General features: G+C 38.3%; 15 protein-coding genes. 12 read left to right on the top strand and 3 right to left on the bottom strand.

The window, feature by feature from the left end; genetic code table 11:
• The first annotated feature begins 9 nt into the window (after window positions 1-9).
• The 4 genes from K6V21_RS02220 (at window position 10) to K6V21_RS02205 (ending at window position 4535) form a co-directional block, all read left to right on the top strand.
• Window positions 10-1110 carry an efflux RND transporter periplasmic adaptor subunit gene (locus K6V21_RS02220; RefSeq protein ID WP_007211957.1) on the top strand — a complete coding sequence of 367 codons (1101 nt, stop codon included), beginning with the start codon at window positions 10-12 and terminating at the stop codon, window positions 1108-1110.
• A 42-nt stretch (window positions 1111-1152) separates the two neighbouring features.
• Entirely contained in the window at window positions 1153-2463 is a 1311-nt protein-coding gene (locus K6V21_RS02215; RefSeq protein WP_224320727.1) for a TolC family protein, read from the top strand.
• 75 nt (window positions 2464-2538) lie between these two features.
• Window positions 2539-3441 (top strand): glycosyltransferase family 2 protein, encoded by a 903-nt coding sequence (locus K6V21_RS02210; RefSeq protein WP_224320726.1) that lies wholly within the window; start codon window positions 2539-2541, stop codon window positions 3439-3441.
• Entirely contained in the window at window positions 3438-4535 is a 1098-nt protein-coding gene (locus K6V21_RS02205; protein ID WP_224320725.1) for a glycosyltransferase, read from the top strand. The genes K6V21_RS02210 and K6V21_RS02205 overlap by 4 nt, the downstream gene beginning before the upstream one ends.
• A 136-nt stretch (window positions 4536-4671) precedes the next feature.
• On the opposite strand, the gene K6V21_RS02200 is transcribed toward K6V21_RS02205, so the two are convergent.
• From K6V21_RS02200 to K6V21_RS02190, 3 genes are all read right to left on the bottom strand, one after another.
• Window positions 4672-5475: a DUF4373 domain-containing protein gene (locus K6V21_RS02200; protein ID WP_224320724.1), complete on the bottom strand. Its 804-nt coding sequence runs from the start codon at window positions 5473-5475 to the stop codon at window positions 4672-4674.
• A 33-nt stretch (window positions 5476-5508) separates the two neighbouring features.
• Window positions 5509-5862, bottom strand: a complete 354-nt coding sequence (locus K6V21_RS02195; protein ID WP_224320723.1) for an SH3 beta-barrel fold-containing protein — start codon at window positions 5860-5862, stop codon at window positions 5509-5511.
• Window positions 5863-6031: 169 nt separating this feature from the next.
• Window positions 6032-6292, bottom strand: a complete 261-nt coding sequence (locus tag K6V21_RS02190; protein ID WP_025835117.1) for a hypothetical protein — start codon at window positions 6290-6292, stop codon at window positions 6032-6034.
• 690 nt (window positions 6293-6982) lie between these two features.
• Here K6V21_RS02190 and K6V21_RS02185 point away from each other — a divergent pair.
• From K6V21_RS02185 to K6V21_RS02150, 8 genes are all read left to right on the top strand, one after another.
• Window positions 6983-7516: a UpxY family transcription antiterminator gene (locus K6V21_RS02185; RefSeq protein ID WP_025835383.1), complete on the top strand. Its 534-nt coding sequence runs from the start codon at window positions 6983-6985 to the stop codon at window positions 7514-7516.
• Between the two features lie 18 nt (window positions 7517-7534).
• The gene (locus K6V21_RS02180) at window positions 7535-8020 is read left to right on the top strand and encodes a UpxZ family transcription anti-terminator antagonist (RefSeq protein WP_007217155.1); all 486 of its coding nucleotides are present in this window, start codon (window positions 7535-7537) and stop codon (window positions 8018-8020) included.
• A 311-nt stretch (window positions 8021-8331) separates the two neighbouring features.
• A complete protein-coding gene (locus tag K6V21_RS02175) occupies window positions 8332-8763 on the top strand; it encodes a BT0820 family HAD-type phosphatase (RefSeq protein WP_224320722.1) in 432 nt (143 codons plus the stop codon).
• Between the two features lie 50 nt (window positions 8764-8813).
• Window positions 8814-9611: a polysaccharide biosynthesis/export family protein gene (locus K6V21_RS02170; protein ID WP_224320721.1), complete on the top strand. Its 798-nt coding sequence runs from the start codon at window positions 8814-8816 to the stop codon at window positions 9609-9611.
• A gap of 50 nt (window positions 9612-9661) precedes the next feature.
• Window positions 9662-12130, top strand: coding sequence for a GumC family protein (locus K6V21_RS02165; RefSeq protein WP_224320720.1), 2469 nt, complete (start codon window positions 9662-9664; stop codon window positions 12128-12130).
• Between the two features lie 177 nt (window positions 12131-12307).
• Entirely contained in the window at window positions 12308-13501 is a 1194-nt protein-coding gene (locus tag K6V21_RS02160; protein ID WP_224320719.1) for a polysaccharide pyruvyl transferase family protein, read from the top strand.
• 10 nt (window positions 13502-13511) lie between these two features.
• Entirely contained in the window at window positions 13512-15020 is a 1509-nt protein-coding gene (locus K6V21_RS02155; RefSeq protein ID WP_224320718.1) for a lipopolysaccharide biosynthesis protein, read from the top strand.
• Window positions 15021-15064: 44 nt separating this feature from the next.
• Window positions 15065-16288 (top strand): hypothetical protein, encoded by a 1224-nt coding sequence (locus K6V21_RS02150; protein ID WP_224320717.1) that lies wholly within the window; start codon window positions 15065-15067, stop codon window positions 16286-16288.

The following is a 16288-nucleotide window of genomic DNA, read 5'->3' as shown; positions in this document are numbered from 1 at the left end:
AATAATAGTATGAAAAAGTATCTGAAAATCGCATTATTGGTAGTTGTAGCTGCCATTTTCATCTTCACGTTTGTATTCCTTTACCAGAAGTCTAAACCCAAGATTACGGTGTATGATACAGTAACTCCGACAGTGGCCGACCTGGAAAAAACGACTGTGGCAACCGGAAAGGTAGAACCGAGGGACGAGATTCTCATTAAACCCCAGATATCGGGTATCATTGACGAGTTGTATAAAGAAGCGGGACAGACTATACGCAAGGGAGAAGTGATCGCTAAGGTGAAAGTGATTCCCGAACTAGGTACGTTGAACTCTGCCGAGAGCCGTGTGCGTCTGGCGGAACTTAATGCGAAACAGGGCGAAACAGACTTTGCCCGCATAGAGAAGTTGTTTGAAGACAAGCTGATCAGTCGTGAAGAATATGAAAAAGCCGAGGTAAGTGTAAAGCAGGTGCGTGAAGAGTTGCAGACTGCTAAGGATAACCTGGAAATTGTGAAGGAAGGCATTACAAAGAGCAGTGCTTCTTTCTCAAGTACATTGATCCGTTCCACAATTGATGGTTTGATACTGGATGTACCGGTAAAAGCCGGTAACTCGGTGATCATGAGTAACACGTTCAATGATGGTACGACAATCGCTACGGTTGCCAATATGAATGATTTGATTTTCAGAGGTAAAATTGATGAAACGGAAGTCGGTCGTGTTCATGAAGGTATGCCTGTGAAGTTGACAATTGGTGCTTTGCAGAATCTTTCATTTGACGCTATACTGGAATATATCTCTCCGAAGGGGGTAGAAGAAAACGGTGCCAATCAATTTGAGATAAAGGCAGCTATACAGGTGCCCGATACGGTGATGATTCGTTCGGGGTATTCTGCTAATGCGGAAATTGTACTGGAACGTGCACAAAAGGCGCTTACTTTACCTGAAAGTACTATTGAGTTTAGTGGAGACAGCACATTTGTATATGTGATGACGGATAGTGTGCCTGCCCAGAAGTTCGAGCGTAAAGAGGTGAAAGTGGGTATGAGTGACGGTATCAAGATTGTTATCAAAGACGGTGTGGACGGCAAAGCCAAAGTGCGCGGTGCAGAGAAGAAGGATAAATAAATGCCGGTGAAGTAACCTTGTATAATTCAATAATAACAGATTATGAAGAAGAACTTAATAATAGGATGTATGGCTGTCTTTGCTGTCTCGGTGCAGGCACAGGAGGGCTGGACATTACGCCAATGCATCGACTACGCTATAGAACATAATATCAGTATCCGTCAGAGTGCTAATGAGGCAGAACAAAGTGCCGTAAGCGTGAATACGGCCAAATGGGCGCGTCTGCCGAATTTGAACGGTAGTGCAGGGCAAAGTTGGAACTGGGGACGTACGGATGTGCGTATAGGAGATGAACAAAAGTACATTAGTGTGAGTAGCCACAGTACTAATATGTCTTTGTCTACTAATGTTCCTATATTCACCGGTTTACAGATTCCTAATCAGTATGCTTTGGCCAAACTGAATCTTAAAGCTGCTATGGCGGATTTGGAAAAAGCCAAAGAAGATATTTCTATAAATATTGCTTCTGCTTATTTGCAGGTACTGTTCAATCAAGAATTACATCAGGTTTCTCTTGGCCAGGTAGAGTTGAGCAAAGAGCAATATGCCCGTATTTCTCGTCTTGCGGAATTGGGTAAAGCATCTCCTGCGGAGGTTGCTGAGGCAAAAGCCCGTGTTGCTCAGGATGAGATGAGTGCTGTGCAGACTGATAATAATTTTCAGTTGGCATTACTTGACCTTAGTCAGCTTATCGAGTTGGAAACTCCGGAAGGATTCGGTTTAGCCGCTCCTGTAGTGAAGCTTGACTTAGAGCCCCTTACTCCTCCGGATGAGGTCTATCAGACGGCTTTGTCGACTAAAGCTGCCATTCGGGCAGCACAATATCGTTTGGAAGGTAGCAAGCATAATATCCGTATAGCTCAAAGTGCTTTTTATCCGCAATTGAGTTTTAGCGGTAGTCTTGGAACTAATTATTATTCTACTATTGATCGTAATTTTAGTGAGCAGATGCGGGATAATTTCAGTAAGTATGTAGGATTTAGTCTGAGTGTTCCTCTCTTTAATCGCTTTACTACTCGTAACCGTGTGCGCACAGCGCGTTTACAGCAGGAGAATTATTCTCTGCAACTGGATAATACCAAGAAAACGCTCTATAAAGAAATTCAGCAAGCCTGGTACACTGCACTGGCTTCCGAAAGCAAGTATACCAGTAGTAGTACGGCAGCCAATGCCAGTATGGAATCTTTCAAGCTGATGAGTGAGAAGTATGATAATGGCAAAGCTAATGCCGTAGAGTATAACGAAGCGAAACAGAATTTGATGAAAGCCCAGTCTGATGAGTTGCAGGCCAAATATGAATATCTGTTCCGTACAAAGATATTGGACTTCTATAAAGGAATACCGATTGAATAACTTTTTTAGTGTCTTTCTCTTGAAAATCCTTCTTTGGCTGCGAGGCTGGGGGAGGATTTTCTGTATATTTGCCACATGAGTCCTTTTATCAGCATAATTATTCCTTTTTATGGTACGGCAGACCCGGTATTGCTGCAACGCTGTATTACTTCTATCCGTGAACAGGGAATGGAAGAGGGGAGTTATGAAATCATTGTAGCGGACGATAAGAGTCAGACTACGGGGGGAGCACGTAATAGTGGAATGAAACAAGCGCATGGTGAATATCTTTTTTTTGTAGATGCTGATGATATTTTAGTACCGAATACACTTCTTTCTTGCTTTTCTTTGTTGAAACTATATTCACCTGATATTTTAAAATTTGGTTTTCAGGAGTTTACTTGTGTCTCTTCGTTGGAGAAGCAGAATCCGACCAATCAATTGCCGTCTTATGTAGAATACTCATCCGGTGCCCACTTCATGGCATTAAATAACTTTACGGGAGTTGTTTGGACGCATTTCTTCCGTCGAAGTTTATTGGAGACGTCTTCTCTTTATTTCAGTAAGACGAGCCTTTTTGAAGATGAAGAGTTTGTTGCCAAAGCTTACTTCTTCGCCCGAAAAATGTTGGTGACTTCTTATAAAGTGTATGGTTATTACTGTTCATCTTCTTCTTTAACGAGAATGATTGCTGAAGATGAATGTCGGAGGAGGGTATCTGATTTTAAAGAAATGCTTTTTCGGTTGAAAGCGTTTAGTCAGGCCTGTCAGTCTGACACCTCTGTCGAGTGTTTGGAGGCATTGAATAGACGAATCCATTTTCTTGTTATCGACTATATCCGTCAGATGTGGCGGAATAAATGTAGTATAAATGAGATGAACCGGCAATTAGCTATCCTGAAACAAGAGGGATTAGTACCTTTGCCCTATAAAAAGTATTCTTGGAAGTATCGTTTGGTTTGTCCTGTCATTAATGTTTATATCCGTTTTGTTATATGAAGATATTGTTACTTGGAGAGTTTAGCGGACTGCATTGGAATCTTGCGGAAGGGCTTCGGGCATTGGGGCACGATGTCTGTGTTGCTTCCGATGGTTGTGGTTGGAGGAACTATCCGCGTGATATAGCTCTTGACCGGCCGACGGATAGTTTGCGTGATGGTATCTGTTGCCTTCTCCGTATATTGCGTCATTTGCCGGGTTTTCGGGGATATGATGTTGTGCAGATTATCAGTCCTTATTTTTTGCGTTTACGCAGTGAACGTACTTTGCCTGTTTACCGTTATTTGCAACGGCACAATGGCAAGGTCTTTTTGGGAGCTTTCGGGACCGACTATTATTATATTCGTGCTTGTATGGAAACAAGCATTTTCCACTATTCGGATTTTAAGATCGGAGACCGGTATCGTGATACGGCTTTTAATCAGATTACTCTTCAGGATTGGTATTATGGTGGGGCAGCTCGTGCCACTCGGGCTATAGCCGAAACTTGTAATGGCATTATCGCCTGTTTGTGGGAGTATTACGCTTCCTATCAGCCTTACTTTTCAGATAAGACAGCTTTCATTCCTTTACCTATCGATTTGCGTGAGGTAACATCCCGCGTTCGCAGTGTGCCGGAGAAACTGAATTTCTTCATCGGCATTCAGTCTGCCCGTAGTAATTTGAAGGGGACTGATGTTATGCTGCCCGTTTTGCAAGAAGTGCGGCGTAAGTATTCTGAGCTTTGCCGCGTCACTGAAGTGCATGATGTGCCTTATGCCCGCTATCAGCAGTTGATGGATGATGCTGATGTTCAGTTAGATCAGTTGTATTCGTATACTCCTTCCATGAATTCACTATTGGCTATGGCAAAAGGAGTAACGGTAGTGGGAGGCGGTGAGCCGGAGAACTATGAGATATTGAATGAAACAGAACTTCGTCCCATTATCAATGTTCTGCCCGACGAGCAAGATATTTATCAAAAGTTGGAAGATATAGTGCTTCATAAAGAGCGTATTCCGGAATTATCGGCGCAAAGCATTGAATATGTAGCCAAGTATCACGATCATGTGAAGGTGGCCCGCCAATATCTGGACTTCTGGGAAAAACATTAATCATGCATTAGCGGAAATGTATATTACAGGATGGCTACACCCTTTCCCATGGATGGTTACACCCTTTTGTGCAAAGGGCTACACCATCCGGGCGAAAGGGTGTAGCCCTTTTTCTGTCAGATCAAGGGCTTGATTCTTAGCCGTTTCCGCAACGCTCTTTTCGCAATGCCGCAATGATGTATTTCCCTTTTGCCAGGATTGTGCTCCATCGGGTGGAGCCGATCACTCTGAAGATATAACCTCCGAGCCTTCCGTAATCCGAAAGCCGCAGGATGGCGTTGAGCTCATTCGGATCTACGATGTGCAATTGATTTAGTTCCAGCATCAGACCTTCCAGATTGTGTGTCTTCTTGTTGTAGGCGTATCCCGGAATCTCGATCGAAGAACCCTCCGTTCCTTTTCCTCCATCCTCCCCTTGGGGAGTTAGAGGGGGAGTGTTTTCCTTTTCTTTACTTTGCTTTTCTTTACTTTGTTCGGAATTGCATGCATTTTTGGGTGGAAACAATACATCCTGTACCTCATTTTCTTCTTTCCCGTTTTTAGGAACTTTGGTTTCTACGAGGAAGTAAGGGAGGGGATTCAAGTCCCGTTTTCTGCGCTTGGTGGCTTCCAACCATACTTTTTGGATAGGTTCGGATGTCAATACGTGATGTTCCTCATACATTTTCCGGTCGAATATGTCTTTCGCTATCAGAAGTTCTACGATTTCCTGCATTTCCTCGTCCGATAGTTCGTTTCCTAATTTGTGGGCAAAGAGCATGCACTGCTCTTTGTTCCACACCAAGTAATACCCTTCTTCTTTATAAATTTTTCCGAGTAGCTTTATGAATGCCGCTACACCTTTCAGTCCGAACCGGGCTTCTATCAGTTCTGTTGCTACTCCTTCGAGCAGACTTATAGTTATGGGGAAATACAGTACCCCTGTACAATTCATTGCCATTTCTTTAGTTATTAAACGATTAGTGATTAATGATTAGCAGACGGGGCTCCAGTCTAGTAAATTCTCCAACTGGAAACTTCTCCAAGCTTGTGACTCTACATCCCAGTAAACTACAGTACTTTCTATGCGCTCCATTTCATAGAATCGATGGAAGAAACTTTCATAGGGCATGAGGGTTGCTTTCACCATTTTGAAGATTGTGCCTTGTTTGTGAAAGGCGATAAGGGCATAGCCATACTGCATGTGGTCAATGAGGTCGATCAATCTTTGTGCCATGTATTCTGCACATTCTTCGGAATACCCCTTTTCGAACATGAACCGTTTTTTCCATTTTTCTGCCATTCTTTCACGGACTGGAACCGAATTTTTGAACTCGTGTCTTTTCATCTTACGATATATTTAATTAATAATAATGTTGGTTACGTTTTCAAGCCCATGCCATAGCATAAAAAAAAGATGTCGCTTCGCATAAGAGGAAGCGGCATCTCATTGAAGTCTGACTTGGTCTTGTTAACGTGGGGGCAAAGGTAGGTCTTGCTGTTTTGATAGTATCTTTTTAATTCCTGCCTCTTCTGGAGGGTGATTTCTCCTTATGCTTTTCGTTGTGTCTGACTCTTTTATCCTTTTGCCACATTTTTTCTGCCATTTTGGTTAAAGTGCTCTTTGACATAGGGGTTCCGTCATCATTTAGGAAGAGTTTGGTTTCCGCTATGCGTTCTATGAACGGGGCTAATTCGAGTTTTTCGGGTGGAATCTTTTCATTGTTTCCAACGTAGAAATTACCTTCGATGTATCCATCCAAAAGGTTTCCCAGCATACTTTCTTGGTTATTGTTAATTCCTTTAACCTTTTTACCCTTAGGACGGCCTCTGTGTGGTTTATTTTCCGCTTGTTCAGAGGATTGCCTGTTCTGTTCACTTGGTTTTACTAACTCTTTTTCTTCGCTTTTAACAGCGTTTTTTTTGAATTACTCATTTTATGAAAATATTTAATTAAAAACAGTTAATTTGTAAATAAGGGTGCAAAGATACTAGGATTGTAGATGTGCAGAGTTGAGGAAGATGAATAAAATGAAATAAAAACTTTTTTGGCAGATGTAATGTGCAGTAAATTAGAATGGTATAGCAAAAAATAGGGGGTGTTTAAAAAACGTTCGTTTAATGGGCGCAAAGATAAGGGGTATTTTTCGAACGTGCAAGATGTTTAATAAAAATATTTCTATTATTTCATTTTTTGTCAGTTATATTATTAGTAATCAATGTGATAATATTAATAATATATATATTTAATATCCTCTCATTTTTATGATTTCAAATTTCATGTTGAAGGCATGATCGTGTTGTCTATTAAACGAACGATTAAAAAACGATTTTTTGAATTTAATATCTTCGTTTATAACGCATTAAGTCGAAATATCTATTTGCTACGGTTTGAAAGAGAATATGTCTCGTTCAAACCGCGAAGCGCACCCGGAACTATAGTAAAATTCTCGATTCTCTTTTTGCAAGTGATTGAAAATCAAAAATATTGGTTTGCTGCCCGCACTCGTGACAAGCAAGAGTTTGCTGTCCGAAAATCCTTAGATAAGCTTAAGTCCGAAGAGAAGCTGGATCTTGACTGTTATCTTCCCACGCGAATTGTGATATCACAACTGAAGTATCGCCGTAAACGTAGTGAGGTTCCTGTTATCCGAAATTTAATCTTCATCCGTGCTACTAAACAAACCGCTTGCGACATATCCAATGTTTATAATGTCCAGCTTTTCTACATGAAGGATCTATTTACTCATTCCATGCTGGTTGTTCCTGATAAGCAGATGGAAGACTTCATGTTTGTGATGGATTTGAATCCTGATGGGGTTAATTTTGATAACGAACCTTTTGCTATTGGAGATAAAGTGAAAGTTGTCAAGGGGGATTTTAGTGGCATTGAAGGTGAGGTTGCTACAGAAGCTAACAAAACTTATGTGGTTATCCGTATCAAGGGAGTTTTGATTGCAAGCGTCAAAGTACCCAAATCCTATCTAAAGTTTATAAAATAATATCATCTCAATTATAAAATGAATTCTTTACTTTCTCGTGCTGTTGAGCTTCAGCATGCCGCCCATACTTTAATGTATCTCGGCATGGATGGTGAGCCTCTTTATTCTGATGACTTTTGTCGTCAGAATAAAGATGTTCTCTTAAAATCCGATTCTCTTTTTGCTGCAAAAAGTTCCGATATCGAAGAAGAGGCCAATTTGTGTCTGGCTCTTCTGATGGGCTACAATGCCACTATATACAATTATGGTGATAAGGAGCAGAAAAAGCAAGAGATTCTTGTGCGTGCTTGTGATGTTTTGGAACGGCTTCCGGACTCCTTGCTCAAAGTTAGGCTGTTGACCTATTGTTATGGTGAGACTTATGAAGAAGCGTTGTTGCAGTCTGCCCGTAAGATTGTGGATGGATGGGGGCAGGCTTCTCTTACATCCGAACAGGTTGAGGCTGTTGAAGAACTTCGTAATGTAGAAGAGAATCCCTATCCATGGGAATATGTCGATGAGTAAAAAATAACCGGGGATTTTGTTTGGAGCGTCTGTATTCTACGCATAATAAATATAAATCAATAAATCACCCTCAGGCGTTTCCGTCCCCGGTTTCTATTGCAATATAGGCTTGCTGTCAGAACTTTTGTCAGCGGATGATATATAATAATGATGAACAAGTGTATGCGAATGAGTAAGAAGAATAGCATGAGAATTCTGTTTCTTTTTTGGCTTTTGATGATGTTCGGGCTGATTTATATGCTTTTCCTTTTACTTTTCTGACTTGTTGTCAAGTATACTTTGATATTTAACTTAACACAATCTGTTTTATTTTGGTTATAGCAGTAGATTTTGATGGCACCATAGTCGAGCATCGTTATCCCTCTATCGGCCGTGAGATTCCCTTCGCCATCGATACCCTAAAAAAACTGACTTCCGAACGCCATAAGCTTATCCTCTGGAGTGTCCGTGAGGGTAAGCTTTTGGATGAGGCTGTTGCTTTTTGTCGTGAGCGTGGTCTTGAGTTTTATGCCGTCAACCGTGACTATCCGGAAGAGGAGAAGAACTTGAATAACCATTTTTCCCGCAAGCTGAAAGCGGATGTATTTATTGACGACCGTAATCTTGGCGGTCTTCCCGACTGGGGAATGATCTACGAGATGATTAACCGTAAACTTACCTATGAAGATCTCATGCGCAGATATGAGTACGAATCAGAACCGGAAAGGCCGAAAGGTCTCTTTGCTCGCCTGTTCGGGAAATAGGGACTTATTTTTATAATATTATTACTCTTGCTAAAAAACAAGCAACAAATATGAAAATCAGAAATTTTCTCTTAGTACTGGCTATTCCTTTAGTATTGGTAGGCTGTACTTCTTATAAGAGTGTTCCTTACATGCAGAACCCTGAAGTTGTGAATAGTGGCAGTAACTCTCTTCCTTTGTATGATGCTGAAATCATGCCGAAAGATTTGCTGAGTATCACCGTGAATACTACTGATCCTCAGGCAGCTGCTCCATTCAATCTGACAGTACAGACACCGTTGAATGCTGCCTTGACCAATATCAATACTACTACGCAGCCCACTTTGCAGCAATATCTCGTGAATAATAAGGGTGAAATCGATTTCCCAGTCATTGGTCGTCTTCAAGTTGGTGGTTTGACCAAGAATCAGGCTGAAGACCTTATTCGGGAGAAGTTGCAACCTTATTTGAAAGAGAGTCCGATTGTGACCGTACGTATGGCTAATTACAAGATATCAGTCTTGGGTGAAGTTGCTCGTCCGGGCACGTTTACTGTTGGTAATGAAAAGGTGAATATTCTGGAAGCCCTTGCTATGGCCGGTGATATGACAGTTTATGGTATTCGTGACAATGTGAAGCTGATTCGCGAGGATGCCGCAGGAAAGCGTGAAATAATCACTTTGAATCTGAACAATGCCGATTTGGTGCTTTCACCCTATTATTACTTGCGCCAGAACGATATCCTGTATGTCACTCCTAATAAGACGAAAGCCAAGAATTCTGATATAGGTAGTAGTACCACCCTTTGGTTCAGTGCTACTTCCATATTGGTATCCATTGCCAGTCTGATAGTTAATATCGTACGGTAATCAACCTTATTGTAATTTCAATCGTAAATTGTTAAATTGTAAATATTCCCATGTTGCGAGACGACCAAAATTTAGATAGTGATCAATCAAAGAGTGACGAATCTATCAATCTGTATGCCATCTTCTTTAAATACTTTGTCTATTGGCCCTGGTTTGTAGCCAGTGTGTTGATCTGTTTAGTAGGCTGTTATATTTATCTTCGTTATCAAGCTCCTGTTTATAATGTAAGTTCTGCTGTCCTGATTAAAGAGAATGATAAGCGTAGTGGAAATTCGGCTAATAATCCTCTAGGTGCTCTTCAAGATTTGGGCATGTTTTCTATGACGAATAACTTTGATAATGAAGTTGAAATCCTGAGATCTCGTACTTTGATAAAGAAAGTAGTGAATGATTTGGGGCTTTATATTAGTATTTCCGAGGAACGTACTTTTGGTTATAATACTCCTTTGTACAAGAGTTCTCCGGTTAATGTCTATATGACTCCGGAAGAGGCTGAAAAATTGGAAGCGGGTATCAAGTTAAGAATGGCTTATGCTACGGACGGTAAATTATCTGTTAAAGGAGAATATACTCTCGATGAAGCGGAATATGACTTTGAGCACAGTTTCGATAAACTTCCCGCAGTTCTTCCTACTCCTGTGGGTGTGCTTAGTTTTACGGTTAATGAATCCATTGTGAATGATACTATTCAACCTATAGAAGAAGATGTCTATTTGGCTGCCTATGTTGGTAGTCCTACAGTCATAGCAGAGAATTATGCAGAGAATCTGAGTGTTGAACCTGCATCTAAAACTACTACAATTGCTCTATTGAGCTTACAGAGTACTGTTAAGCAGCGTGGAATTGATTTTATCAATCGCCTTATAGCTTTCTATAATCAGGATACCAATGATGAGAAGAATGAGGTGGCTCAGAAAAGTGCAGAATTCATAGAGGAACGTATTGGCATTATCAATCGTGAGTTGGGAACTACTGAAAGTGAACTTGCTGATTTCAAACAACGTTCGGGTTTGACTGATTTGACGAGTGATGCTCAGCTTGCTTTGCAGGAAAACTCTAGATACGAACAGCAACGAACTGAAAATGCTACTCAGATTAGTCTGGTGACCTATCTGCATGACTATATCAATAATCCTAAGAATCTTGATGAAGTCATTCCAGCTAATGTAGGTTTGAGTGATGCCAATCTTGCGTCAATCATTGAACAATATAACACAATGTTGATTGAGCGCAAACGTTTGCTTCGTACGTCTTCTGAGAATAATCCTGCTATCATCAATATGAACACGGGTATTGAGGCCATGCGTTATAATGTTCAGACTACTGTCAATAGTGTCTTGAAAGGTCTTCAGATAACCCGTGATGATATTGATCGCCAAGCTCGTAAATTTGAGGGTCGTATCAGTAATGCCCCTTTGCAGGAGAAGGAATTTATGACTATTTCCCGTCAACAGGAAATCAAGGCTGCTCTTTATATTATGCTTTTGCAGAAGCGTGAGGAAAATGCCATAACTCTTGCTGCTACCGCTAACAACGGGCGTATTATTGAAGAACCTTTGCCTAGTAAATATCCTGTATCTCCTAGGAAAAAGGTATTTATGCTTGCTGCTTTAATATTGGGTTTAGGTATTCCTGTGGGTATCATCTATTTGAATGACTTGTTAAAGTATAAGATTGAGAATCGTGAAGATGTAGAGAAGATTACTAATGTAGCTATTTTAGGCGAAATACCCTTGGGCGCTAAGCCAGAAGAAGGTGCTATTGTCGTTCGTGAGAATAGGAATGACATGATGGAAGAGACTTTCCGTGCTCTTCGTACTAATATGCTTTTCATGCTGGGAAGTGATGAAAAAGTGATTCTTTTTAGTTCTAGCCAACCTGGTGAAGGTAAATCTTTTATTGCAGGTAATACAGCCGTCAGTCTTGCCTATATGGGCAAGAAAGTTGTTATTGTAGGTATGGATATTCGTAAACCCGGTTTGAATAAAGTTTTTAATATGTCTCGCCGTGCAGAAGGTATTACTAATTATTTGAGTGATCCTAAACATGCAGACTTGTTTGATATGATTCAACACAGTGATATCAGTTCTAACTTGGATATCCTTCCCGGGGGACCTATTCCTCCTAATCCAACGGAACTGGTGGCGAGTGATGTCCTTGACAAGGCTATTGAACAGTTAAAAGAACATTACGATTATATCATCTTGGATACTGCTCCTATTGGTTTGGTAACAGATACTGCTATTATTGGTCGTGTTGCTGATTTGTGTGTCTATGTTTGTCGTGCTGATGTTACTCCAAAAGCTGCTTTTGGTTATATTAATACACTTCGTGATGAGAAGAAGTTCTCTAAATTGGCCACAGTCATCAATAGCATAGATATGAGTAAACGTAAAAATAGCTATGGTTATGGTTATGGTAAGAAGTATGGTTATGGTTACGGTAAGCGGTATGGGTATGGTTACGGCTATGGGTATGGTTACGAAACAAATGGGAAAAATAAAAAGGAAGAGAAGTAAATTTATAGAAATATTTTATAGAGCGTATTTCTCTCAAAAAATATTTTATTTGAAGTCGTTTAGTATTATATAAAAATATAATATTAGATATTGCTGTTTTTTTCTGTAAGTTTGATCTAGGAATTTCTATTTATTGACTATGTGAAAATTATATATTTACTATGATTTATTGAATTTATGAGAATTATTTTATCAGGTGGATGGGGATTTGGTAATTTGGGAGATGATGCCATATTGTTGGCTTCGATAAAGATACTAAAGTGGAAATATCCATTGTCGAATATTGTAGTGTTGACAAATAATGTGAAAGAAACAGAGCAAATATTATTGGATCAATCAGAGATTGAAATTGAAGAATCTATCTTTAAAAAAAAATTTGGAGATGTGCGCATTAATGTTTCAATGAATATTTCTTTGAAAATAAAGCAGTACATAAAAAGGAAAATAAACAAATACGAGATAAAAGTAAAGAATGCTATAAAGAGCGACTTATTATTAAATGAAATATGTTCAGAACAAAATGCTGATGCTATAGAATCTTTCAAATATCTTTGTGAATCTGCAAGTCTGTATATAATGTCAGGTGGTGGTTATTTGAATGAATGGACAGAAATGGCTATAGCAAAGTATATTGAATCTACTATTGCCAATAAGCAGGGATTAAAATGTTATCTTATTGGTCAAACAATTGGACCTTTCATTTCCAAAGGTAGCTTTAGTGTAGCTAAAAAGATTTGTTCTTTAATGCATGGTATCTTTTATCGAGATGTAGAGTCCATTAATGATACAAAAAACATGGGGATAGAATGCCAAGAAGAAGCTATTCCAGATTTGGCATTATATGAGGAGTCCTTTTACAGAAAGAAAAAACAAATAGTTGTTGTGCCATTCAGAAAAGATATAATGGATAATATAGACAATTTATGTGAAAACATAAAAAGAATATCCCAAAGTAATGATTCAAAAATAATTGTAGCTGTTACACAACTTTGGTATGAACAAATAGGAATAGCTTTGTTTGTTTATAATTCATTGATATATAGGGATGTATGTGCGGAACTCTTTATTCCCAAAAATGTATTTGAATTACAACAGGTCTTGGGAGAATCTAGATTAGTTATATCTCAAAATCTACATGGTCTTATTATGGCATACCGAAGTAATACACCTGTCATTAGTCTAAATGCAGACCGTAAATTTGTTACGTTTATGAATATGATTTATGCATCGAATTTAATAATTGAACCTAAATATGTTACAAAATATAATTTGTGTGATCTATGTGAGAAAGCGCTTAAAAATCACAAAGAGAGTGAGATGAAATTGTTTATTGATCAAATAAAGAGCACTATTGATAAGACACTCAGTTAGTGGGAGTAAAATGGGGATAAACAACTATTATATTTCATCTTTTTTTTGGAGTACTTTAGCTAAAATACTCAATGCTATTTTGGGATTTATTTCCGTTCCATTGCTGTTGGGATATTATGGTAAGGCGGAATATGGTATCTTGTCTATAGCAACTGCCTGCAATGGCTATATGCATTTATTAGATTTGGGAATGAATACTGGTACTGTAAAATTCTTTTCTTTATGGAAGGCAGAAGGAAAACAAACTTTGATATATCAGGTTGCACGGACAAATATTTCATTTTATTTGTTAGTAGCGTGTGTTAATGTAATAGCTCTTGTCGCTTTGGCTTTATTTGGGGAAGAATTGTTTTCTGTTACCCATGAGCAGTTTCTCCAATTACGAATGTGCTTATTTATAATTGCTATATTTTCTATTTTTAGTTGGATAACTACGGTTTTTAACCAGTTGCTGATAGCCGACAAGAAAATAGGTTTTACAATGCAAGTACAATGTGGGCAAATTTTATTAAAAATGCTTCTCGTTCTTGTTGTATTGTGGTTAAATCTGTCTCTTTCTGTTTATTTTTTCTGCTTAACTGCCCTTTTAGCCTTACTATTGTTACCTTATGCTATAAAATGCCGGAAAGAACAGCTTATTGACAGTTTGAAACCGGCTGCTTATTGGAAAGAATTTAGAATAGTACTGACCTTCAGTCTTTCGATTTTTACTCTTTCACTCTTCCAAGTAACTGCTACACAATCTCGCCCTATAATACTTAGTATATTCTCTAGTAATGGTGCTGAAACTGTTTCAGAGTATCGTATTTTAGAAGTTATCCCTCAGTTAATCATTTTGATCGGAGGAACCTTTTCTGGCATATTTCTTCCGAAGGTCTCTGAAATGGTAGCTCAGAATAATCAACAAGAAATAGAGCACTTTGCTTATAGGTGGACTACGTTGACAACCGTCCTTGCAAACATTCTTTGCATTCCTTTTATTTTTTGTGCTTCTGAGGTTTTGTCGGCTTATGTGGGTGTTGGGTATGCTAACCTTTCTAAATGGTTGATAGTTTGGTGCTTGATTGTTTTAATGCAAATACATACGACTCCTTGTAATGCACTCATAATGGCATATGGACGCATGAAATTGCTAATCATTACTTCGGCTATTGCTTGTGTTTTATCCATAGTGATAAATATTGTATTGTGTTCACGTTACGAAGTTGGTTCTGCTATTGTAGGGTATCTTGTTTATATACTTATTGTCATTGGATTGTATTATATAGTTTACTATAAAAAAATAGTTAACTTAAGCCGCTGGAGAATGTTCCGCTGTTTTATTGTTCCCACTTTAATATCTCTGCTGATGCTCGTTCTTGCATCTTTAATACCTATGAAGATGGAATGGTTTTCTATATTTGATGAGCGTCTGCAATATATAAGTATTTGTATAATAAAATCGTTATTGTGGCTTATACCATATTTAGCACTCCTTTGTGGGTTGCATATTGTTGATTTGAAGTTATTTAGAAAATAAAAAAGATCTTTTTCTTAATTAGTATTCTGTTGGGAAGTTCAGTTATGGAAATCTCTATTATTCGTAAAATATCTCTTATTTCAGTATTTCTATCTTTATTTTTCTTTCTTTGTTTTCCACAGATTACGCTGATAGGAAGTGCTCTTTATAACATTTTCTTATATTTGAATGTACTCCTGGCATTCATGCTACATGAGAAGATTGGTTTAGACCAAGTAATGGTAAGAAAAGTACATTCTATGTTTCGAATGTTTTTTTTCTTATCGTTTTTGGGGAATATTATGTCCATATTATTTTATGATATAGAGTTCTATTTTGTTGGTATTAAAAATATTATTTTAATTGTATTTTATGGTTATTCGTTTGCTATCTTAGCTTGTGATAAAAAGATAGAAAACATAATAAAAAAATGCGTTTACATATCTTCTGTGATCGTATCATTATATACGATTTATTGTTATGTAACAGACTCTAATCCATATATGCTTTTTGTTGCTTCTTTTACGAATGATTTAGACTATATAGAAACGTCTCTTGCAGAAGTTAGAGGACTTAAAGGGCGAGTCGGAGGTCATTTGGGTAATCCTGTGTTTTTAGGAGGAGAGTTACTGGTTTTATTAGGATACTGTTTAGTGGATATTAATCAAAAAGTGAAAATTGATAAAGGGAAACTATGTGTTATTTTAATGCTATTGATAAGTATTGTCTTAACAGGATCTCGTTCTGCTCTTGTTCCTGCTTTTGCTTTATTGTTATTCTCTTTATATTACAAATATAAATTCAAATCTTTGCTTATTCTATCAGTTTTGGTATTAGTGATTATTCCGTTCATTCCTAATATTGATGATTTTCTATCATCGTTGGATGTTATGAGTCGTAGTGAAGATGTTGTAGGCTCGTCTATTTTTATGCGAGAAGAACAATTTCGTGGCTTGCAAAGAATTGTTGGAAATAATGAAATATTTGGCAATGGATTGGGGTGGATTAGGCATTACATTAATTTGCATGGGCTCCATCCTGTTCTTTTAGGCTTTGAAAGTTTGATATTCTCTTCCTATACAGAAGGGGGAATGTGGGGATTATTTGTTGTCTATCCTTTTTTATTCTATTCGTTTTTTAAGCTTTCTAGGCTTACTCAAAATTATACAGTGCTATTTTATCTGATTGCTTATTTTGCATATGCACTCTTAACAGGTGCATTTTCATTGAAAGTTTTTATCGCGCTATTTGTTGCTATTTTAGTTACAACAAAAAATGATTATGAATAA

The organism is Bacteroides cellulosilyticus, from assembly GCF_020091405.1.
In the GTDB taxonomy this organism is placed as follows: Bacteria; Bacteroidota; Bacteroidia; order Bacteroidales; family Bacteroidaceae; genus Bacteroides.
Note: the sequence above shows the minus strand (reverse complement) of the source record. Positions and strands in the feature narration are given on the sequence as shown.